21 protein-coding genes are annotated in these 22491 nt (G+C 48.8%); 9 read left to right on the top strand and 12 right to left on the bottom strand.

The features are described 5' to 3' along the window. Window positions 1-16: 16 nt before the first annotated feature. The 8 genes from ACCC71_RS03165 to ACCC71_RS03130 form a co-directional block, all read right to left on the bottom strand. Window positions 17-553 (bottom strand): flavodoxin family protein, encoded by a 537-nt coding sequence (locus tag ACCC71_RS03165; protein ID WP_434310985.1) that lies wholly within the window; start codon window positions 551-553, stop codon window positions 17-19. Between the two features lie 96 nt (window positions 554-649). Then, on the bottom strand, window positions 650-2194 hold the full coding sequence (locus ACCC71_RS03160) for a DUF4340 domain-containing protein (protein ID WP_434310984.1): 1545 nt from the start codon (window positions 2192-2194) through the stop codon (window positions 650-652). Continuing rightward, window positions 2194-3672, bottom strand: a complete 1479-nt coding sequence (locus tag ACCC71_RS03155) for a Gldg family protein (protein ID WP_434310983.1) — start codon at window positions 3670-3672, stop codon at window positions 2194-2196. The genes ACCC71_RS03160 and ACCC71_RS03155 overlap by 1 nt, the downstream gene beginning before the upstream one ends. Window positions 3673-3683: 11 nt before the next feature. Beyond that, window positions 3684-4391, bottom strand: coding sequence for an ABC transporter permease subunit (locus ACCC71_RS03150; RefSeq protein WP_434310982.1), 708 nt, complete (start codon window positions 4389-4391; stop codon window positions 3684-3686). After that, window positions 4375-5334, bottom strand: coding sequence for an ABC transporter ATP-binding protein (locus tag ACCC71_RS03145; protein ID WP_434310981.1), 960 nt, complete (start codon window positions 5332-5334; stop codon window positions 4375-4377). Before ACCC71_RS03145 ends, ACCC71_RS03150 begins: the two co-directional genes overlap by 17 nt. A gap of 472 nt (window positions 5335-5806) precedes the next feature. After that, the gene (dapB, locus tag ACCC71_RS03140) at window positions 5807-6562 is read right to left on the bottom strand and encodes a 4-hydroxy-tetrahydrodipicolinate reductase (RefSeq protein ID WP_434310980.1); all 756 of its coding nucleotides are present in this window, start codon (window positions 6560-6562) and stop codon (window positions 5807-5809) included. Between the two features lie 8 nt (window positions 6563-6570). After that, window positions 6571-7461 (bottom strand): 4-hydroxy-tetrahydrodipicolinate synthase, encoded by an 891-nt coding sequence (gene dapA, locus ACCC71_RS03135; RefSeq protein ID WP_434310979.1) that lies wholly within the window; start codon window positions 7459-7461, stop codon window positions 6571-6573. Window positions 7462-7549: 88 nt separating this feature from the next. After that, a complete protein-coding gene (locus ACCC71_RS03130; RefSeq protein ID WP_434310978.1) occupies window positions 7550-8176 on the bottom strand; it encodes a single-stranded DNA-binding protein in 627 nt (208 codons plus the stop codon). Window positions 8177-8407: 231 nt separating this feature from the next. On the opposite strand from ACCC71_RS03130, the gene ACCC71_RS03125 reads away from it, so the two are divergent. Genes ACCC71_RS03125 through argH form a run of 4 tightly spaced genes read left to right on the top strand, consistent with a single transcriptional unit; the run spans window position 8408 to window position 14220 of the window. Continuing rightward, the gene (locus tag ACCC71_RS03125) at window positions 8408-9349 is read left to right on the top strand and encodes a glycosyltransferase family 2 protein (RefSeq protein ID WP_434310977.1); all 942 of its coding nucleotides are present in this window, start codon (window positions 8408-8410) and stop codon (window positions 9347-9349) included. Beyond that, entirely contained in the window at window positions 9330-9734 is a 405-nt protein-coding gene (locus ACCC71_RS03120) for a GtrA family protein (RefSeq protein WP_434310976.1), read from the top strand. Before ACCC71_RS03125 ends, ACCC71_RS03120 begins: the two co-directional genes overlap by 20 nt. Window positions 9735-9769: 35 nt before the next feature. Beyond that, complete coding sequence (locus ACCC71_RS03115) at window positions 9770-12862, top strand: YfhO family protein (protein ID WP_434310975.1); 3093 nt, start codon at window positions 9770-9772, stop codon at window positions 12860-12862. Continuing rightward, complete coding sequence (argH, locus tag ACCC71_RS03110) at window positions 12859-14220, top strand: argininosuccinate lyase (RefSeq protein WP_434310974.1); 1362 nt, start codon at window positions 12859-12861, stop codon at window positions 14218-14220. Before ACCC71_RS03115 ends, argH begins: the two co-directional genes overlap by 4 nt. 80 nt (window positions 14221-14300) lie before the next feature. Here the strand turns inward: argH and ACCC71_RS03105 are convergent, their stop codons facing one another. Both ACCC71_RS03105 and ACCC71_RS03100 read right to left on the bottom strand, forming a co-directional pair. Then, window positions 14301-15152, bottom strand: coding sequence for a PD-(D/E)XK nuclease family transposase (locus ACCC71_RS03105; RefSeq protein ID WP_434310973.1), 852 nt, complete (start codon window positions 15150-15152; stop codon window positions 14301-14303). Between the two features lie 480 nt (window positions 15153-15632). Next, the gene (locus tag ACCC71_RS03100; RefSeq protein ID WP_434310972.1) at window positions 15633-16559 is read right to left on the bottom strand and encodes a LysR family transcriptional regulator; all 927 of its coding nucleotides are present in this window, start codon (window positions 16557-16559) and stop codon (window positions 15633-15635) included. 121 nt (window positions 16560-16680) lie between these two features. On the opposite strand from ACCC71_RS03100, the gene ACCC71_RS03095 reads away from it, so the two are divergent. The 5 genes from ACCC71_RS03095 to ACCC71_RS03075 all read left to right on the top strand — a co-directional run bounded on the left by ACCC71_RS03095 (window position 16681) and on the right by ACCC71_RS03075 (window position 21034). Continuing rightward, the gene (locus ACCC71_RS03095) at window positions 16681-17319 is read left to right on the top strand and encodes an HD domain-containing protein (RefSeq protein ID WP_434310971.1); all 639 of its coding nucleotides are present in this window, start codon (window positions 16681-16683) and stop codon (window positions 17317-17319) included. Beyond that, complete coding sequence (locus tag ACCC71_RS03090) at window positions 17316-18578, top strand: SLC13 family permease (RefSeq protein ID WP_434310970.1); 1263 nt, start codon at window positions 17316-17318, stop codon at window positions 18576-18578. The genes ACCC71_RS03095 and ACCC71_RS03090 overlap by 4 nt, the downstream gene beginning before the upstream one ends. 61 nt (window positions 18579-18639) lie before the next feature. Next, entirely contained in the window at window positions 18640-20016 is a 1377-nt protein-coding gene (locus ACCC71_RS03085) for an acyclic terpene utilization AtuA family protein (RefSeq protein ID WP_434310969.1), read from the top strand. A 1-nt stretch (window position 20017) separates the two neighbouring features. Further along, the gene (locus tag ACCC71_RS03080) at window positions 20018-20332 is read left to right on the top strand and encodes a DUF4387 domain-containing protein (RefSeq protein ID WP_434310968.1); all 315 of its coding nucleotides are present in this window, start codon (window positions 20018-20020) and stop codon (window positions 20330-20332) included. Window positions 20333-20518: 186 nt separating this feature from the next. Beyond that, on the top strand, window positions 20519-21034 hold the full coding sequence (locus ACCC71_RS03075) for a CarD family transcriptional regulator (protein ID WP_434310967.1): 516 nt from the start codon (window positions 20519-20521) through the stop codon (window positions 21032-21034). A gap of 37 nt (window positions 21035-21071) precedes the next feature. On the opposite strand, the gene ACCC71_RS03070 is transcribed toward ACCC71_RS03075, so the two are convergent. Both ACCC71_RS03070 and ACCC71_RS03065 read right to left on the bottom strand, forming a co-directional pair. Beyond that, window positions 21072-21692 (bottom strand): pentapeptide repeat-containing protein, encoded by a 621-nt coding sequence (locus tag ACCC71_RS03070; RefSeq protein WP_434310966.1) that lies wholly within the window; start codon window positions 21690-21692, stop codon window positions 21072-21074. A gap of 65 nt (window positions 21693-21757) precedes the next feature. Further along, window positions 21758-22402 (bottom strand): YigZ family protein, encoded by a 645-nt coding sequence (locus ACCC71_RS03065; RefSeq protein WP_434310965.1) that lies wholly within the window; start codon window positions 22400-22402, stop codon window positions 21758-21760. Window positions 22403-22491 lie beyond the last annotated feature (89 nt).

Below are 22491 nucleotides of genomic sequence, written 5' to 3'. Positions count from 1 at the left end.
ATAAAAGAGGCAAGCCTTAAAGACTTGCCCCAAACTGCCTTGCTTTCTCTGGATAATCGGTTTCTTCTATATCTTTTCTAACGCTGACGCCTGGCGCCAACACCATTCCAATATCTTCCCAATTCAGATACCGGCAGATCGAGCGGTAATGGGCCGTCAACGCATCCAGAGCCCACGGCTCCCTGTCCGCGCAGGTCGCAAGCAAAGCCGCTTTCTTTCCGGAAGCCATTAACTCCTTGTTTCTCGCGAAAAACCGGTCTATCACATGTTTTATCTGAGCGGACATTCCGAAATAATACAGCGGAGTAACGAACACCACCAGTTCCGCTTCCAGGAGCGCTGGATATAACGGCTCCATGTCGTCTTTCTGCACGCATACTCCCTCATGATTCTTACAAAAATTGCATGCCCGGCAGGGACCGACCGTCTGAAAAGCCGCGTCAAACCGCACCACGGAATGGCCGGCTTCCTCAGCGCCGTGGACAAATTCTTCAGCTAACAGTGCCGACGTCCCCTTTTTGTGCGGGCTTCCTGTAATCATAACAATTTTCATAAGACATTCCCCCTAAACCAATGGTATTTTTTCTCAGTTTACCATCCGCCCGAAAAATATGCAAGCGTTTCACTGGTACGCCAGATTCCAGTCCCGTTATTCCGCCGTTTCCGTCACCCCGTCCCGAAAAAGCTGTATCAACTGCTCCACATCCCGGATGTTGACCACGATCGAAGGCATTGCACCATTTACTGCCACCTGATAGAAATTTTCATTGTAAGGGATGTAAGATATGGTTACGGTAGGAAATGTCTCCGTATTCCGGTGATAGGTAACCGTAAACTCCGGTTGAACATCCAAAAGCGCTTCCCCTTCCTCCAGGATTCGCTGGCCTTCGATTCGAAAAGCGCTCTGGTACTTCTGGAATGTTTCGGCTGCGATCTCCTCCCCATCCAGGTAATACGTCACCTCTTTTTTCGTGGCGGCCGCTTCTGTTTCTCCCTCGGCGGCTTCCGTTTCTGCACCCGTGGTTTCCTCTTCCACTTCTTTCCGCTCGATAGTCAAGGTCTTGATCTCTCCCTGATAAGTCAGGTCAATACGGTCGATGGAGGTGTCTGCAATCTCATTGGGGCTTACATTGGCAATGGTCCTCTCGTCCACATCTAACAGGGGACGAACCGTATCCCCACTGATTGTCAAAATCGTAGAACCGCCCTGATACGCCGCTTGATATTGATTCTTCTCTTCGTCGTACCGGCCGATCGAGAGCACATATGCTTTCTCCCTTTCTACCGTCTCCGTGGTATCTTCCTCCCCCTCTTTCTCCGCCTTCTTGGTTACGGTTTCGTCCTCCACATAGCGGATGGTAATCACCGCAGCCGGCTCGGTCAGTCCCGCAATCGCCTTTTCTTCTTCCGTCGGCTGATATGCGCTTGCCGACTGATAGGAAAGAGAAGAAATCTGATTTAAAATCGAGCTTTGCATCGTGGAGCTGACCGGAAGATACGTTCCGTCTGCCTTCTGATAAAAGAGATTGGCCTTTTCCGTATAATCATACTCCGGCAGACCGGCCGGCTCATATTTCAGACGTTTCGTTTCGCCTCCGGCTTCCACGGTGATTTCCCGAACCTTTGTCGAACCAATTCCAGGCCCGTCGTCTATGGCGAGAAGTTCTGCCCAGCCCTGATCAAAAGCGGTTGCCAGAGCGGCGTCCGTCAGATAAACCTTCCCGCTTTCTTCCGCCATGCTATAGCAGCCGCCTGCCGTAGGATTCTCATTTCCAATGAGAAATACCTCGCTGGCCCCGGTATCATCACCGATTGTCACTCTCGCTTTGGGCGCATCCAATCCATAATCACCAAGAGCGTCCGCTGCACCTGGAATTTCTTTCTGCTTTTCCGCCGCCTTTAACGTACTGACCATCGAACTGACGCTGCTTTGATTGACCGGATAATTCTCATCCCCTTCCCGTTTCCACTTAGAATCCGTTAAGCTCAAAGAAACCTTTTCTCCCGCCCATTCATAGGAAAGGCTGGTAATGCCCCCAGTCAGAGAAAGCAGCTTCTCGTTTTCCTCCGATTTCCCGCTCTCTGCCTCTTCCTGGGAGGCATTGTATTTGGTCAGGGCATAATAACCGCCGCAAGCGGCTAAAAGCAAAACCAAGAGAAGGATAAGACTCCTTGCTTTTTTCTTTTTCTTCATTATTTTTTCCGCCTCCATGCCCATACGCCGATGCCACAGCCGAGAAGAACCACCGGAATCACACCCATGGTCAAAATCATCCAAAACCGGCTCTGGGATTCCGTCATCGTCAAGGTGTTGATATCCATGCTCTTCGGCGCGATGGAAATAGTGCTTTCATGCTCGCACATCCAACTGAGAGAATTTAAAAATACATCTGCATTGGAAACCGTAAACCGCTCAATGATCGTTTCATCCAAAAGCGCTTCAGAGGAAATCACCACCAGATAGGAAGTTTTTTCTCCCACGGTTTCCGTTGCCGCGGCAGCCAGGCAGAAAGGGCCGGAGGCATCTCCTTCCTCCCGCTCGGCGGTTGAAACCGTTCCTCCCGTCAACTCCTTTCCGTAGGAATCGGCTGAGGTAGAAAGCAGCGACGATACCGTCAGAGACGAACGGATATCGCTGGAAATCGTAATTCCCTGCGCGCCGCCCAGAAGAACGCTGATATTCCGCTCTGTGATCGGGGAAGTAATCGTATGGCTTTCGATCTCCGGTACCAGATACATGGGAGACTGGTAATAGTGCTCCGCACTTCCCTCTAAAATCAGGCTGTTGGTCAAGCGCATCCCATAATTATTGTAAATCTTGTCAAAGTTTGGATGCGCTTCCCCGGTTAAAGTCGGAACCACCAAGGCGGAGCCGCCCTCTTGCAGGTAAGCCAGAATCTGATCGGCCTCTTCCTCCGACAGATCTTTTTCTGGGCAATAGATCAATAGGCTGCTGGCATCCTCCGGAATCCCGCCGGCAGTCAAAAGATTCAGTTCTTTTTTCTCGATGTTCATCCGCTCCACCTGTTTTTCCACGGAAGCAGGAAGGCTCCGCTCCCCATGGCCGGTCAGCTGATAGAGAATCGGCAGCGTATCCGATACCACATAGTCGATGGCGCTGGTAACGGCAGACTCTCCGTCATAGGACTGGGTGGAAGTAGGGGAACCAGTCGTATAATAACTGGAGTAATCATAATCCACCTGATACAGATCGCTGTAGGAAACCACGGTGGAACGTTTCTCGCTCTTTACGATCAAACTGCCTTTGGAAGCATCGGCGGCGCCGTTATCGGAGGCAAAGGTCGGATTGATTGCCGGATCTACATAAGCCACCTGCAAGTGATCGGACAAAGCCTGATAACGCTCCAACATCTCCGCCAAAATTCCCAAGATAGAATCTGCTTTTGCTTCTTCCTCAGAGGCCAGCACAGAGATTGTCACATCCATATCCAGGGAGCCCACAATGCTCTGGGTCAGCTCTCCAATGGAATAGTAACTGGAATCGCTGGTATCAAATTTTGTATATTTTCCCGGCAGGTTTGAGACGATTAGGTTTACCACCACAAGAATCGCCAGCACCACCACCGATACCGCCGCGCTGTAAGAACCATACCGAACCTTAGTCGTGCCAAGCCGCTCTTTCCATGCTTTCTTTTCTTTGTTTTGACTCATATCTGACCTCCTTAATGCCATCTGCGCTTATTGACCGACTGAACGCTCATAAAAACAAAAAAACCGGCGATGGAAAGGAAATAAACCAGAGAAGAAATATCAAACAGATTGCCGGTAAAATTCATCAGCCGCTGCTGGATGGACAGGTTCTGAAACAGTGCCCCCACCTTGTCGATAGGAATCAAAGAGCCAATGTCCGAAATCAGATACAAAATCAAAAGCGCTCCAAAAGTTCCGATGCAAGCCAACACCGGACTTTCCGTCAAAGAAGAGATATAAAGGCCGATGGCAAGATACGCGCAGCCACTCAGGAAAAATGCCAAGAGCATCGCGTAATCCGTTTTCAGATTGGGCGAGCCATACTGGGACAGAACCAGCGGGCCAAAGGCACAGATAAGACAAACCAGAAAATATACGCTGACCATCGCCAGATATTTTCCTAGGATAATTTTTGTCACACTGACCGGCGACGTCAAAAGCAGCTGATCGGTCTTACTCTTCCGATCTTCCGCCAACGTCCGCATGGTCAGGATAGGAATCACAATCATAAAGACAAAATTCACGCTATAGAGCGGATAAGTAAAGCTTGCCACATAGTAATTGCTCAAGTTATAAGATGTAAAATACAAGCCGATAAAAAACAGGATAAATGCCATAAACAGATATCCGGTCAGCGATGTAAAATAGCTTTTCAATTCTCTTTTATAAATCGCTCCCATGATTCTCCTCCTTCTCCCCCGTCAACTCCAAAAACAGCTCTTCCAGAGAAACCTGATCCCGGCTCATCTGCAAGATGGGACAACGTTGCTCTGCAAAAAGATAAAAGACACGCTCTCGGATATCTTCCCCCTCTTTCGACGCCAGCAGCAAATCCACCGTTCCCTCTTCCTGGCCTGTTTTTAGCTCAACGATCTCCAACTGACCGTCTGATTCCACCAATTCCTGGATCTGTTCTGGGATTCCTTTTACCCGCAGCGAAAGGGAGTCCGTATGCTTGGCGCGGTTGGCCAGATTTTCCGGCGTATCGCTGGCCACTAATTTTCCATGGGAGATAATCAAAATATGATCGCAGACTGCGCTGATTTCCGATAGAATGTGGGAGCTTAAAAGCACGGTGTGCTCCTGTCCTAAGCTTTTGATCACATCCCGAATTTCTATGATCTGCTTCGGATCCAGGCCGACGGTGGGCTCATCGAGGATAATCACCGGCGGCATCCCTAGGAGAGCCTGCGCCAATCCGACCCGCTGCCGGTATCCTTTGGAAAGATTTTTAATTACTCGGTCCGCCACATCCAAAATCCCTGCGGTTTCCATGGCAGCTTCGATGGCATCCACGCGCTTTTCTTTGGGGATTTTTTTCAGTTCCGCTGCAAACTTCATGTGTTCCCACACGGTCATATCCACATAAAGGGGCGGTATCTCTGGCAAAAATCCAATACATGCCTTGGCTGCCTCCGGCTCTTCCAGGACGTCGTGGCCGTCGATGAGAACCTGCCCCGATGTCGCGCCCAGATACCCGGTCATCATGTTCATGGTCGTTGATTTTCCGGCGCCATTGGGCCCTAAGAAACCATAGATTTTGCCTTTTTCCACGGTAAAGCTCAGATCATCCACCGCCAGATGATCCCCAAACCGCTTGGTGAGATTTTTTACCTCAATCATTAAAATTCCTCCTTCCAGGTGTTGATGAGGGGGAGGCCAGCTCAGAGTGCGAAGCCCGCAGGCCTCCCCCTCAAACTCCCCCTCCTCTTGGGCACGCTTTTGGTGGGAGAAGTATTTCAGGGAATATATCGGATCGACTTCGGAGAAGATGGTAATTTATGTTTTTCCTACCGATACATCCCCAACCGGGGAAAAGCATAACCGCATCTATATAAAATTCTGCTCTCTCTTTTTAAGATAATCTCCCACTTTTTACGGCTTCCTTCAAAAGCCCAGCTTCTCCCTTTCTTTCTCCCTCATAACACCCTTACCATCCCCAGCGTGCCCAAGAGGAGGGGGGTGGGCGAGGGGGAGGACTGCGGGCTTCGCACTCCGTCCCCCTCGCATCAAAAAAAGAAGCGTATCCTAGTCTCCTAGAATACGCCTTCTTTGTGATTATTCTGGTATCAAATGGTGTTCATTTCGTGAACAGTTACCCAATCACGTCTCTCATATCATAATATCCCGCCGGCTTTCCTGCCAAAAACTTGGCGGCCGCCAAAGCGCCTTTGCCAAAGATCGCACGGGAATAAGCGCTATGAGAAATGGTGATCACTTCATCGGTCCCGGCGAAGATCACATCGTGGTCTCCCACGATCGTGCCGCCCCGCACAGCTTGGATTCCGATCTCCATGGGATCTCTTTTCACCCTCTCCTGGGTACGGTCAAACTTATAGTGGTATGCGTTCCCCACGGAAGCGTTCATCACATCGGCCATCGCCAATGCCGTGCCGCTCGGCGCGTCCACTTTGCGGTGGTGATGTTTCTCGACGATCTCCATATCATATCCCTCTTTGGCAAGAATCGGCGTGATCGTCTCCAGCAGTTTAAAAATCAGGTTCACACCTACCGACATATTGGCAGACTTTAAAACCGCCACCTGTTCGCTGGTCTTCTTCACCGCTTCCAACTGCTCTTCCGATAAACCGGTGCTGCAAAGCACGCCGGGAAGCTTCTTTTCCACCATCCCTGCAAGCAGAGAATCCGTGGCTTTCGCGGAAGAAAAGTCGATGACCACATCCGCCTCCACGCTGCACTCGGACAGAGAAGCAAATACCGGATAACCGTTTCTCTGCTCCGTATTAATGTCAATTCCTGCTACGATCTCAATATCCGGATCCTCCGACGCCATCTGGGTAATCACCTGTCCCATCGCGCCGTTACACCCACTCATAATCGCACGTACCATGTTTTCTCCTATTCCTTTAACAGGCCCATATCGGCCATGGCTTTTTTCAGTCGTTCTACATTCTGCGGCTCCATCGGACTCATCGGCCGGCGTAACGGTCCCACATTCATTCCCATCAGATTCATGGCCGTCTTCACCGGAATCGGATTTACCTCGCAGAACAGTGCGTTAATCAATGGAATCGCCCGAATCTGGAATTCTCTGGCCGCCGCCACATCTCCATTCAGGTAATTCATCACCATATCGTGGGTTTCCTTCGGCATAATATTGGAAAGAACGGAAATCACGCCGAGTCCGCCGAGAGAAAGGCTCGGAAGAACCTCGTCGTCGTTTCCGGAATAAATATCTAAAGTATTTCCCGCCAAATTCACCATCTGAGCAGTCTGGGCCAGATTGCCCACCGCGTCTTTGATGGCCACGATATTTTCATTTCTCTTTGCAATTTCCGCAGCGGTGGCCGGCAAAATATTGCAGCCGGTCCGGCTGGGAACGTTGTACATGATGATCGGAAGCGTAACCGCCTGGGCGATCATCGTATAATGCTCAATCAGACCCTTCTGGGTCGCTTTATTGTAATAAGGAGTAACGACGAGCAAGCCGTCCGCGCCATCCTTTTCCGCATCCTTTGACAGCTCAATGGCGGTCTCCGTACAATTGGAACCAGTTCCCGCGATGACCGGCACACGGCCCGCCGTATGCTTGATGCAGTAACGAATTACCTCCTTATGTTCCTCCATCGAAAGCGTCGCGCTCTCGCCGGTGGTTCCGCAAATAATAATCGAATCGGTCCCATTCTCGATCTGAAAATCAATCAGCTCGCCTAACTTTTCAAAATTAACCTGATAATTATCCTTAAAAGGGGTTACGATCGCTACGCCTGCTCCTTTAAATAATGCCATGCTAAACTCCTCCTCTAGCGTCTTGCTTAAGGAAAAATTTTACCATCCTTTTGGCCTGTTGTCAACTAGGCCCGGACGCTTCCGTCAATTATTCGACAAATTCCAACTTACTGACAGATACCTCGTAGGCAATCCGTTTTTCTACATCCTCCTCGCTGATTTTTTTGGTATACTCCCGGCTTTGAACCCGCCCCCAAACGCGGATTCTGCTTCCCACCTCAAAGCTTGACGCGTATCTTGCATTCCTCCCCCAGGCAATGCAAGGTATGTAATCGGATTTTCCGTAAGGTCGGTTTACCGCGATTAAAAGATCTGCGATCTCCCTCCCAAGCGGTGTCTTTCGGTAAATCGGAGCTTTGCACAGAAAACCGTCCAGGTATATCTGATTGGTTTTTGTGCTGTCGGAATAGTCCTCCGGGAAATTGATTTCTCTGGCAAAGACAGACAATACCAGCCGATTTCGGCTGCCCTCATGGCGATTAAAAGAACGAAATTGGCCGGTAGCCTCAATGACGCCGCCCCGGTAATCCCGGTTCACATCCATCAGTCTTTCCGAGACCATCAACGGAATCTCATCCGTCTGATCGCTCAGTCGGTTCACTAAAATCGTCGTAAGGTAGAATCCTTCGCCAAACACTTCATGACTGAATGTGAATTCCGACGCCACCTCACCGACAACGCTCACTCGATTGTTCTCCAGAATTTTCTCTGACATTGGTACATTTCCTCCTAATACGATGGTTTCCTCCTGATAAGGAGTCTATTAGCATATATATTCCCATGAATTCCCGTCTATTCCAAGAAGTGGTCGATTAATTCCGACAGAATCCGGGGAAGGAGTATCGAACTGGGTTCTTTACATTTGCTCTTCTTTATATTAAAATGGACAAGAGTGTGGGATAACTGTTCCCACAACGATATCTGGGCCATACTGGAAAGGATACTTATGAACACAGTTGATATTATCGTCCCATGCTATAACGAAGAAGAGGGACTTTCTGTTTTTTATCAGGAAACCCAAAAAATACTGGATGGCATTCCTAATTATCAGTTCACGTATCTATTCGTTAACGACGGAAGCCGTGACGAGACGCTCCGCGTCATGAAAACATTGGCGTCAGAACATGCCAATGTAAAATATCTCTCCTTTTCCCGAAATTTCGGAAAAGAAGCCGCCATGTATGCCGGACTGACCTACTCCGTCGGAGATCTGGTCATCATCATGGACGCGGATCTTCAGCATCCCCCGGCCATGATCCCCGATATGCTGAAAGGAATCGAAGAAGGCTATGACTGCTGCGCCGCCCGCCGTTCCAGCCGGGAAGGCGAAGGAAAAATCCGCAGCGCTTTCTCCAATTTATTTTACAAATTGAGCAACCGGATGACCGACGTGCGAATGGCGCAGGGAGCCGTAGATTTTCGAATTATGACTAGGCAGGTAGTTGATTCGATTCTAAAACTTTCCGAGGTAGAACGTTTCTCTAAGGGGATCTTTGCCTGGGTCGGCTTTAACACCAAATGGTATCCTTATGAAAACATCGAACGGGCCATCGGCACGACGAAGTGGAGCTTTTGGGGTCTATTCAAATATGCCATCAGCGGAATTACCTCTTTTTCCATCGCGCCGCTTCGCCTGGTAACGGGCATGGGATGTATCATTTCCCTGTTTGCTTTTCTCTACATTGTGGCCACGTTGATCAAAACCATGATCACTGGTATTGATGTTCCCGGCTATGTGACGCTCCTTTGCGCCGTCTTATTCCTTGGCGGCATCATCGAGCTTTCTGTGGGGATTCTCGGCGAATATATCGCTCATATTTATATGGAAGCCAAGGACCGCCCGATTTTTATTGTAAAGGAGACCAATCTTGATCGAAAAAATCCGTAAACTGCTTAATCCGGAGACCATCTCCTATCTGATCTTCGGCGTACTGACCACGTTGGTGAACTATGTGGTTTACTATCCCTGCCGTTTCATCGGCCTTCCCTACTGGCTGGCCAATGTGATCGCCTGGATTTTTGCCGTAGCTTTTGCCTTTGTTACCAATAAGCTGATCGTATTTAAAAGCAAATCCTTCGACTCCAAGGTTCTGATCAAGGAGATCTTTCTTTTTGCCGGAGCCCGGATCTTTTCGTTGGTCTGTGAAACTCTCTTTCTGGTCTTTACCGTGGAAGTACTGCATTTCAGCGATCTGATCATGAAACTAATCGCCGCGGTCTTTGTGGTTGCGATCAACTATATTTTCAGTAAACGCATCATTTTTCACAAGTAATGATATTACTTGACGTTCTAAAAAGGAGAAGTCATATGCCCTTAAAGAAAAAACACACCATGGAGGAACGGCTGCCTCTGATTCTTGCCTTTGTGATACCGATTCTGATTATGATCGGCGTATTCGCCGGAAAATCCATCTATCCCTTTGGAGACAAGAGTTTTCTGCGCACCGACATGTACCATCAATACGCGCCGTTTTTCAATGATTTTCTGGTACGTCTAAAAAATGGGGGAAGTCTGACTTACGCCTGGGATATCGGCCTTGGCAGTAACTACATCGCGCTTTTTGCCTACTATCTGTCCAGCCCATTTAACTGGCTGCTATTCTTTCTGCCTCAAAGTCTGATTATCGAATTTATGACGTATCTGATCGTGTTGAAAATCGGCCTGTGCGGTTTTACCATGACCTGGTATCTTCGCAAAAAATTCCGGACCAACAATCCCGGCATGGCGATCTTTGGAATCTGCTATGCTCTTTCGGGCTACATGGCCGCCTACAGTTGGAATATCATGTGGTTGGATTGCCTCTGGCTGGCCCCGCTGATCCTCCTTGGTCTAGAACGCTTAGTAAAGGAAAATAAACCGTTCCTTTACTGCGTGACCTTAGGGCTGGCGATTCTTACCAACTACTACATTTCCATCATGCTCTGCCTCTTCCTGGTGCTGTATTTCATTTGCCTTGTAATTTTGCTCCCCAAGCAAACGTTGCGGCAGTACTTGATAAAATTCGGAAACTTTGCACTGTTTTCGCTGATTGCCGGAGGGCTTGCCGCCATTTTACTGGTGCCTGCCGCCTATGCACTGATGACGACGGCTTCCGCCGATACGACCTTCCCCTCCGCGATGACCTCCTACTTTTCAATTGTGGAAATGTTAGCCCGTCATCTCGTAGATGTGGAGGTGGAAATCGGACTGGATCACTGGCCCAACCTTTACAGCGGCATTTTGGTATTCCTGTTTTTGCCGATGTATTATATGAATTCAAAGGTATCCTATAAGGAAAAGATTGTCAAGACAATTTTGCTATTTGTTCTTCTTTTGAGCTTTTCCTTAAATATCCCCAACTATATTTGGCATGGATTTCATTTTCCCAACAGCCTGCCAGCCCGTCAGTCCTTCCTCTATACCATTATTTTGCTGTCCATGTGTTTTGAAGGCTTTCAGGGATTTTCCTCGTTCTCCAAAGGGCGGCTTGTCGGCATCTTCTGGGGCGCCGCGGGTCTCATCCTCATTTTGGAAAAACTGATCACGGCCGAAGAATTTGCTTACCATGTGTTCTATGTCAGCCTGCTTCTTTTAGGATTGCATACGCTGATGCTTTATCTCCAAAAGACGAAGCGAATTCTTTCTTCCACCGCTTATATCCTGGTTCTTGCGGTTCTGGTCATCGAGATGGTATTGAACACAGCGGTTACCAGCGTTACGATCACCAGCCGTACGGAGTATTGGAAGAATACGGACAATTACCGGAAACTGCTTTCAGAAACCGGCGACACAGACCTCTTTTACCGCGTAGAAAAGGATACGAGAAGAACGAAAAATGACGGTGCTTGGATCGGATATCCTTCCGCCTCCATCTTCTCTTCTACTACCCACGCTGGAATCAGCGATATTTACAAAAAGCTAGGGTTGGAAGGCAATACCAATGCATACAGCTTTACCGGCGCTACCCCGCTTATGGCATCGCTGCTGGGAGTGAAATACACCCTCACCACCGATCAGCTGCCGGATTCCTCTCTCTATCGTTATCGTACCTGGGAGGATACCACTTACCTCTATGAAAACTTGTACACGCTGCCTCTCGGTTTCACCATTCCGGCGGATACCGCGGAGCTCTGGACCTATAGCGGGACGAATCCAGCCAAGGTACAAAACAGCTTTGTAAACATCACCACTGAGGTCAACGACGTCCTGGTTAAAATCGAAGGAAATGCTTCCGGAGCCAACTATACCGCAACCGCCAGTGAGCACGGCCATCTGTTTGCTTATATCGAAACGGCAAAAGCGGATAAAGTAACGGCGACCATCGGCGGCTCCACCAAGAATTTTGACAATGTAAAACGCGGCTACCTCCTGGACCTTGGTTATTGCGAGGCCGGCGATACCATCACGCTAAAGTCAACCGACGAAGGGGTAACGTCCCTGGCGGCTTCGGTTTACACATTCAACGAAGAGAACTTCATCAAGGCTTACGAAAAACTTGCCAGCGAACCGTTTACTTTAACAGAATTTACCAACACGCTGGCTCAGACCAAGGTGGCCGGCACCGTGACCGCCGCTTCCGACTGCACGCTCTTTACTTCGATTCCTTATGAAAAGGGATGGACGATTTTCGTGGACGGAACGCCCGTGGACGCCGAAGAATTTGCCGAGGCCTTCCTGACTATCCCGTTGACTGCCGGCGAACACACCATTGAGATGACCTATCTTCCGGAAGGTCTGAAAACGGGAGCTTTGATCTCCGCTTCCAGCCTTGGAGCGCTCCTGCTCCTGGCCCTTTTAGCGCTCTTGCAAAAGCATTCTAGGAAAAAGAAGGCGGAAAAGGAGCTTCCTCAGACCACAGAGGAAACCACAGCAAACCTTCCGACTACCGAGAAAGCTGCAGAAAGCGTCCAGGCCTCAAAGGAAGCTGTAGAAAATATCCAAACCTCAAAGGAAACTGTGGAAAACATCCCAATAACAGAGGAGGCGCAAAAAAGCATCCCAGCCACGGAGGAAAATCCGAAAAATTCTCCGACCAGTTTACCGGCTTCGCAGCTAACGGAGAAAATAGCGGAATCATCCGAGGAAACGGAAAAACCTCATTCTGCTTTTGTGGATCCTTTTGCGGAGGAAGAAATCTCTGTCACGATCACGCCGGAAGGTGAAGAGGAATGGGATGAATCCTTGGCGGACGAATTGGCCGCGGATCAAGAAGCGGAAAAGCATTATCAAACGTTCGCAGGCAAGGAAGAGGAAGAGATTTCGACCGTTGTTCCTTGCGTAGAGCCTGCTCCCAACACGAATTTGGCGCCGGGAGCGGAAGATACGCTTCCGAAAGAAGAGCCTCTCGATCCGGAATTATTAAAAACGAAAAATGAGCTGGAAGCAATTCTAGCGAAATTAGAAAATGGAGGAAAGAAATGAAACTTTGGGGGGGAAGATTTACCAAAGAAACCGATCAGTTAGCCTATGCCTTCAATGCGTCTTTATCTTTTGATAAGCGCCTATACCGCCAAGACATCACCGGCAGCATGGCTCATGTGAACATGTTAGCCAAACAGGGAATACTGACAGATGCGGAGCGGGACGCCATTCTCTCCGGTCTTGCCGGAATTCTGGAAGATATAGAAAAAGGCGCTCTGGTTCCTGATGAAACCCAGTATGAAGACATTCACAGTTTTATCGAGTCAAATCTGATCGCCCGCATCGGAGACGCTGGAAAGAAACTTCACACCGGCCGCAGCCGCAACGACCAGGTGGCTCTCGATATGAAGCTCTATGTCCGCGACGAGATTTCCGAATTAAACAGCCGCCTGATGGATTTGATGGACGCATTGAATGACCTGATGAAGGAGCATGCCGAAACCTACATGCCCGGCTTTACGCACCTGCAAAAGGCCCAACCCACTACCTTAGCCCATCATCTTGGAGCTTATTATGAAATGTTCCGCCGGGATCTTTCCCGGCTGGCCGATACCCATAACCGGCTCAACGAATGCCCGTTGGGCGCCGGGGCGCTGGCCGGCACTACGTACCCGTTAGATCGAAACGCCACGGCGGAAGCCCTTGGCTTTGACGGCCCGACCGCCAACAGTATGGATTCCGTCTCGGACCGGGATTATCTGATCGAACTGCTCTCCGATCTGTCCCTGATTATGATGCACTTAAGCCGTTTCTCCGAAGAAATCATCCTCTGGAATTCCAATGAATACCAGTTTGTTGAGATCGACGACGGCTACAGCACCGGCAGCAGCATTATGCCCCAGAAAAAAAATCCGGATATCGCAGAACTGGTCCGCGGCAAAACCGGCCGCGTCTACGGCCATCTGATGGCGCTTTTGACCACCATGAAGGGGCTTCCCCTCGCCTACAACAAAGACATGCAGGAAGATAAGGAAGGAGCTTTTGATGCCATCGACACGGTGCTCGTCTGCCTGACCTTATTTACCGGTATGTTAAAAACGCTTCGCTTCCACAAGGAAACCATGGCGAAAAGCGCGGTCAACGGCTTTACCAACGCTACCGACGCCGCCGACTACCTGGTGAAAAACGGAGTTCCCTTCCGGGACGCTCACGGTATCATCGGCCAACTGGTTCTTCTTTGCATTGAAAAGGGAATTGGTCTCGACGATCTGCCCTTGTCCGAGTATCAGAAAATCTGCCCGGTATTTCAGGAAGACATCTATGAGGCGATCTCGCTAAAAACCTGCGTGGAAAAACGGATGACCCTCGGCGCCCCCGGCGAGCTGATTGAGAGACTTGCCAAAGAGCCAGCTATCTAAGCCGTCTAACCGTTTCGGCTTACCTTCCATATAAAAAAACCAGGAACCGCTCCTCGATTCCTGGTTTTTTCAAGTATTCTTTATACATTCTGCCTATGCTGCAATTTTTTTATATCCTCAAGAGACAGTCCGGAAAGCTCCGCAATCTCTTCCACTGCATATTTCCCCGTTTCTAACATCCGGAGCGCAACGGCCCTTGTTCCTGTTTTTATCCCCTTTTTTATCCCCTGCTTTATGCCTACTGCATTCCCCTCTTTCCAGGATTCCTGTCTCATATCTTCCAATACTTTGCTCATAATGAATCTCCCCTCCTTGCTTTCTTTAAAGAATCTCACTCGTTCCGCCAGTACCTCATAATACATATCCGCTGGGTCCGTACACGCAAAGTCGTGCATCAGCTTCCCCATCGGCGTGTCCCCACGATAAGCCCCGTTTACGTATAGGATGTGCGAACCATCCTCAAATCTCTTCCCCGTTTCTAAAAAGCAGCGTTCAATCGGATAGACCGGCTTCCCCTCCTTCATTACGTCATGTTCCGTAATAAAGATTACCCACGTCTCCGGCAGTTTCTCAAAGTCCTCTCCTTTTTCCAAAAGGTTTGCATCCATCATACTGCTGTTGTAACGCGCCCGCTTCCTTCCTGCGCCTTTATCCGACCGCTGGATTTCCACGTTCATTTTCGCCCCAGCGCTGTCTGTGGCCAGGATATCCAGCCGCACCGAACGGTTCAGCAAGTTCTCCACAAAGACTTGCGTATGTACATCTACCACCTGTAAGTCTGGCCTTTCCAAGACTAGACGCAACACGAATTCTACGCATGTTCCGCCGTCCTCAAAACATTTGGTTAAAAATTCATCGTCAAGCAAACGAAATCCTCTAAGCCTCTGCAAATCCTCCTGGTGTTTTTGGTCTATTGCTTCTTTAGTTTCCAATACATCCTCCTGTTCCACAGGATTCCCCAATACCTTCCACGGAAAGTACTTTTATACTAACATGGACTACAGAACTTTTCAAGATTTCCAAACTAATTCTTTCATTTTATTTTCGAGAGTACTCTTTACAAATTACTGAAATTTCAATGGAATTTCCTATAGAGGTTAGGGTGTAAAAAGGTCCCTGTATGAAAAAGTGTCGGAATATTTTGTATTTGCAGGAGCGTTAGTACTTCTTCGATTTTGAAAATTTGTCTTATGAACAAAAATAAGACTGTCTGAGCGCAGCGAGTTTCTTATTTTTGTGAATGCTTTTCACAAATTTGCGAAATCCTAGAAGTACTCGCTCCGAAACTCTACAAAATATTCCGACACTTTTTCATACAAGGACCTTTTTACACCCTAATCCTATAGAATAAAAAAGGTTCTAAATCCCCTCATTTACAAGGTTTTTCCTATTCCATGCCAGTTCTTCCATTCTTAATTTTCCCCATCTGCCGTACCGTCTGCAAACCGCTTTTGGCACAGCGCGATAAAATGTTCCAGACTTTCCGGTCGGTATCCGCGTTTTGACCAATAGATACGCACATCCCGGAAATGCTTTCCCGGCAAAGAATAGCGGTTTACCCCAGACGGAACCACGGAGAAAAACTGAGCGGTATGGGGAAGTATGGTACATCCAATATTCTGCGCCACCATACGATAACAAGTCTCCCAGTTATTTGTCTCCAAAATGATCTTTGGTTTTATATCATAAATTTCAAATACCTCATCAATATTCCTGCGGAGACTCTGTCCCTGTTTTACCAAGACAAATGGCAGACCTCGAAGTTCATCGATATCAATCACCGGATAGGAATGGCTGGAATCCACCGCAAATTTGAGCTGCCAAGACTCCGGGGCGACCACGCCAAATTCTTCCCGGTATAAAAATGCGCTGTCTACGGTTCCATCCTCCATCAGCCGGTTGGCGACAAATGCATCCAGCTCTCCCCGAAGGAGCTGCGTACACAGATTAACAAAATGATCTTCCACCAATTTTAGAGTAACATTGGGATAAGCCCGAATAAAATCAGGCAATACTTTCGGGTAGAGTATCGCGGACAATTGTGCGCCGCATCCAATTTGCAGCGTACTCTGCTGCTCCTTGGTGATATCGCTGATGTGATTTTCCATTTCCCGTTTCATACTCAATATCTTCCGGGCAGCTTCTATATAACACTCCCCAGCCGCCGTAAGAGACAGCGGCGTAGTATTGCGGTTAAACAGCTCCGCCCCCAACTCTTTTTCCACATAACCAAGAAGATAACTCAGGGAGGGCTGACTGATAAATAGTTTTTGAGCCGCAGCGGTCATATTGCCCTCTTCCGCCAGAGTAATCAGATACTTTAGTTGGCGATCTGTCATGGTTTCCTCCGTAATAAGTATTTTCTTATTGCATAATAGGAATAAAAGTATTTTACTTATAGGCAAATAAAGTGTAAATTATACCCAAGGAAATGTCAAGAACAGAAAGGTGGAAATAGCTATGAAAAAAAACAGTACAGATATGCGTCAAGTATTTCCGGAACTTGACACTATATCCAATCAAACATGGGCGGAGGCAGCAGCTTCTATTTGGAGTGAAGTTTTCGAGCGAAGCGCCTGGGAGCGGCTGGAAGACGCGCCGTTTTCCTTAGGCACCGCAGGAGTCTCCTTGATCGGACATACCCGCGCCGTACTCCTTCACGCCCTAGCGATTGCGGATTCCCTGCAAACCATCCATGGACTGGATGTTTCCGTGGAGCGAGACGTATTGATTGTCGGCTGTCTTTTGCACGATGTAGACAAGCTGCTGGCGTTGGCGCCTGACGGCAAGGGTGGGTATGCCCCTACGGAGATCGGCCGCAGCTTCCAGCACGGGTTTTACAGCGCTTACTATGCAGAAAAAGCAGGACTGCCAGCCTGTATCGTAACAATGATTATCAATCACACCGCTTTTTCCCGCATGATGCCGGCGACTCTGGAAAGTACCATTTTATACTTTGCGGACATGGCAGATGCGGAGGTTGTCAAATTTACCTATGGCCACCCCTCGTCGGTACTAAAAGCAATCGGAAAGCTGCCCGTCCATCAACCAGAAGCAAAAACCATCGCCTGTAAACAGGAAAGGAGGAAACCCGAATGACGCCAGATATTCTCTCTATTCTCATCATTTTAGGCGTGATTATCGTCATGCTCAGTGAAAAACTTCCCATCACGGTTACCGCTTTAATCGGAGCGCTTGTCTGCGGTTTTGCCGGCTTGATTCCACTTTCTTCCCTGTTTAGTACCCTGGGCTCCTCCACCGCCATGCTGCTGGTGGGACTTGGCATTATCGGCGAAGCTTTTTTCCGGACAGGGCTTGGACATAAGATCAGTGTCTACATATTAGAACGTATCGGAAAAAATGAGCATGGCATCTATCTATCTGCCATGCTTCTAGGATGCCTGTTATCCGCTGTCGCAAACAATACGGCTGTGGTAATCACATTGATTCCGCTGGTAAAAAGCCTATGTAAGGAACTGGATGTCTCTGTCAATCGTATGCTCTATCCTTTAGCGGCGGCCGCTAGTTTCGGCAGCGCCCTGACCCTCATCGGTACTCCCAGCAATATTACCGGCAATACGGTTTTGGAAGCAGCCGGTCTGCCGCCTATGGGTTTCTTTGATGTAGCCTGGGTAGGCGTCCCCCTTACGATCTGCGGCTTTTTATGGATGCTGACTCTGGGAAAAAAACTCCTGCCTGCCAATACGGGATATCAGGGGGATCCTGATGAAAATCTCAGTCTCCAGCAGTCCGGTAACCCCAAGAAAATGAAAATCACCGCGGTCATCTCGATCATTACGCTGATCATCATGATGCTGCAGCCCAGCTGGATGCCTCTATACGCCGCGGCACTGATCGGCGGTATTGTACTCATTCTGACCGGCTGTATAAAAGAAAGGGATGCCTGGCGCGCTACCGGCATGGAGACCTTACTGCTGATCACCGGACTGATGGCTATTTCTGGAGCAGTTACCCAAAGCGGAGGGGGAGAACTGATTGCCGAATGGGTAATCCATATCCTAGGCGGCAATACAAATCCTTATTTCCTGACCATTGTGCTGGGTATCGTCTGCACGCTGCTTACCTCGTTTCTCAGCAATACTGCTGCCGTGGCTCTCATGGGTCCCGTCGCCATTTCCATCGCAAACAGCATCGGCGTCAACCCGGTATCCATGGTCATGATCGTGGTGATCACCTGCAACGCCTGCTTTGCAACGCCAGTAGGCGGAGTTGCTTTTACTCTTATTGTAAAGCCAGGAAATTATAAATTTAAAGATTTTGTACGCATGGGTCTGCCCCTTACGATTATCAATCTGGCCGTAGCCATCGCGGTTATCCCTCTGATCTGGAAATTTTAACTGCCCCTCTGATCTGCCAGGTTAAATCAGAAATAAGACATTAGGAAAGGATTTATCTCTCATGAATGAAGTTCGCATTTTAGCGCCAGCCGGGATGCTCGGCTATGGAATTCCGGAAAAAAGTTTTCAAGCCGGCCTTGCCATGAAACCTCATGCCATTGTCATTGATGCTGGTTCCACCGACGCAGGCCCCCACAAACTGGGCGCTGGCGTAGGCATTGTCAGCAAAATTGCTGCAAAAAAAGACTTTGACATGATGCTTACCGCCGGTTTAGCCCATAAAATTCCCGTTATCGTAGGTTCTGCCGGAGGCTCCGGCGGCAAACCTCATATTAACTGGACGTTGGAAGTCGTAAAAGAATTGGCCGCCGAGCGGGGATGGAAACTCCGTGTGGCCGTGATCAACGCTACGGCGGATAAAGAATGGCTCAAAGATCAGCTGCAAAAGGGACGCATCTCTCCTATGACCGGAGCGCCCGAATTAACCTTGGAAGATATCGAACAATCCACGGAGATTGTCGCGCAAATGGGACATGAGCCCTATCTGGAAGCGTTAGCGCAAGGAGTAGATCTTATCATCGCAGGCCGCTCCTATGATCCGTCTATGACGGTAGCCGCCTGCATCCATAACGGTAATCACAATCTAGGCCTGGCCTATCACATGGGAAAGATCATTGAATGTGGCTGTCTGTGCACCATTCCTGGAGGCCCCGACGCCATCATGGGCATTCTCTATGGAGACAGCTTTGTGATTCAAAGTTTAAATCCGGAACGCCGGTGCACGCCTTTATCGGTAGCCGCACACACCCTGTACGAAAAGGAACATCCCTATCATCTGGCCGGTCCTGGCGGCGTCTTAGATCTGGAACGTTGTACCTTTGAACAATTGGAAAACAATGCGGTTCGCGTAAGAGGAAGCCAGTTTGTTCCGGATCAAGTCTACAAGGTAAAACTGGAAGGTGCAAAGCTTGCCGGTTATCGCTCTATCTTCATCGGCGCGCTGCGGGACCCCCTTGCCGTAGCCGCCGTGGATGAAATTATCGGCGCCGGCACCTACATGGCCCGCTGCATGATGAAACAGTTGGAGCTCGACGACCATCAGGTCTTCATGGACTTTAAGGTATACGGCCGGGACGGCGTTATGGCAGAAAGGGAGCCGGTAAAGCAAGCGGCACCTCATGAATTATGCGTGGTAGCGGAGTTTGTGGCTCCAACTCAGGAACAGGCCGCCGCTATCTGCGCAAAAGCCAGGGCCGGTATGATGCACTTCCACTATACCGGAAGGAAGGCAACGGCCGGCAATCTGGCTCTGCCCTTTGCTCCCTCGGATTTTTCTGTCGGTCCAGCCTATCAATTCAGCGTTTATCATCTGGTGGAGGTAGACTCCCCCCTTGCATTTTTTACAACCACTTATCAAACCATTGGGGAGGAAGAATAAAATGGTAGAACTCAATCAAATTGCACGCGTGATTCGCAGCAAAAATTCGGGACCTTTTCAGCTTACTTTTGATATTATCTTTCACGATTCCAACATATTCCAAAAAGCAAAAGCGAGCGGCGTTTTGACGCCTGAGACATTTGCCGAGCTCTTTCATATCTCCATGGATCAGATTACAACCTTTGTCTGGTTTGATGTGGCGAACGCATTTAAAGCTACGATTGTCCGCCCCCACAGCTCCGGAAGCTGCGGGGAACGAGATACCTACGGCGCTCAGCAAGCGGCTCCTTTGATTCATTTAGAGTTCCCGTTTTAGCTGCCCCAGTGCGCTTTCTCTATCCTTCAGTTGTAAAATTTTTTCTATTTTTCGCTTACATGCCCAAGAAAATTGTGATAAAATAAAAATGCAGCGTGCTGTTTCCCAAAACGTAAGTCCAGTTGTCGGGAGCACGCTGCTTTACTTTTCCTTTGTTTTTTCTTTCAGTATTGGAGGTTTCCCGTTATGTTTTCGAAAGGTGATTACGTTGTCTATGGCAATACTGGCGTATGCCAGGTAGGGGAAATTGGCCCTCTTTCTATTTCCGCTGCAAAAAAAGATACGCTTTACTATCAGCTTCTTCCCATCTACGGCGGAGGGGTGATCTATACTCCAGTCGATACCAAAGTTTTCATGCGCCCGATCCTAACGCGCAAGGAGGTAGAACAAATCATCTGCAAGCTTCCCGACATCGACGAAAACGCCTATCATTCCAACAATTTAAAATTACTTTCCGACCAGTATCATGCCGCTATGCAGACGCATCAAATCGAGACTTTGCTGCAGCTGATGAAAAGCACCTACCATAAAAATCAGGAATCCATTCAAAATGGACGAAAGCCCGCGCAGCTGGATCGTGATTATCGCAAACGGGCGGAAAAACTCATCTTCGGAGAATTCGCCGTCGTTCTAGGAATTTCCTATGAAGAAGTCTCTCCTTACATTGAAAAACGGCTAAAAGAGCAAGAAAAGAATTTCTAATAGCTCAAAAGCGCCAAATCAGCAGCGAAGAAGCCGGTCATACGACAATAATTCCCAGCCGCTTTGCCAGCTCTACCGCCTGCCATGCGTTAAACTTAGCTCCTTCGATCTCCTTCCATCCATCGGAAAAGAGAAGACCTCCGACTTCACATTCGGAAAAATCCAGACCTTTCAAGCTAGTCCGAAAAAAATCCGTGCTGTCAAAACGATTTCCGCCCATTTTCACTTTTTTTAGTTTTGCTTCACTGATGGCCGCGCTGACAAAAGAGGTTTCCGTCCACTCCACTTGATCCCATAGGGTCTGGGTTCCATTGACATAATCCAGGTTTAGCCCTTTCATCACCACATGATGAAAGGAGGCTTCCCGAAAGTCTGCGCCCTGCCCTTTACAATTTTCCATCCGTACCTGCTTCCAGTAGCTTCGCGCAAAGGAACAGTTGGAAAAATCGCAGTCTTTCCACTCCACATTTTGAAAAGAGGAACCTTCAAAATCACACTCCCAAAACCGACACTTTTCCAATTTTATAGAGCGAAAATCCACCTTTTTTCCAATGAGCCCACAAATATTTTCCCCACGAAACTCTTTGCCGACAATCGGCAGTTCCTCCTGGACGGCTGCTTTTAGACAAGCAGAAAAGTCAAACATATCTTGTTCCATGTAAATCTCCCGACTCTGTCTATAAAACAATACGCTTACGTTCAGCTCGCTTCCCACTGGCTGAACTATAAAACTAAAAGTTCCTTTCCATAAAAGGCAAAGTCCACTTTTCGCAGTTCCTCGATTTTCGTTTTTCCTGCCGTGGCCTCTGTAATCTTTGCCGACAGCGCATCCGCCAGTTCAGCAGGAACCATATAGGAAAGCCGCGCTACTTCCGTATATTCGCTGCCGGTCTCCGCCAGCCCCATATTCCCAGCCACATACTGAATTTTTCCAATTCCACTATAATCCGTGGTAAACTGCATCTCAACGCCAGGATGCCGTTCCAGCACAATGCTCTCGGCCAATCCAGCCTTGGCGGCCTGTCCATAGGCGCGCACCAGGCCGCCGGTTCCAAGCAGCGTCCCGCCAAAGTACCGTGTCACCACCACACAAGCATTCGAGATACCTTCTCCCAGCAATATATCTAAAATCGGCCGTCCCGCTGTGCCGGAGGGTTCTCCGTCGTCGCTGCAGCGAGTCACCGGATTTTTTTCTCCGATCACAAAGGCAGAGCAATGATGCCCCGCATCCCAATATTTTTTGCGAATAGTCTCTAAAAAAGCCGCGGCCTCTTCCTCCGAATGGACAGGCGCCGTCTCCGCAATAAAACGGGATTTTTTCTCTACGATCTCCCCAACTCCTCCTGCATACAGAAATTTTACCGCCATTCTTCGCTTCCTCCTGCCATCGATCTCTTTTCTCCTAGTCTACCACAGCTTACGAAAGATTTCACTTTATTTCTGCTCCGTATTCTGAT

The organism is Hominifimenecus sp. rT4P-3 (assembly GCF_051055405.1).
GTDB lineage: Bacteria > Bacillota > Clostridia > Lachnospirales > Lachnospiraceae > Pseudolachnospira.
The sequence above is the reverse complement of the archived record's forward strand: the minus strand, read 5'-3'. Positions and strand labels throughout refer to the sequence as shown.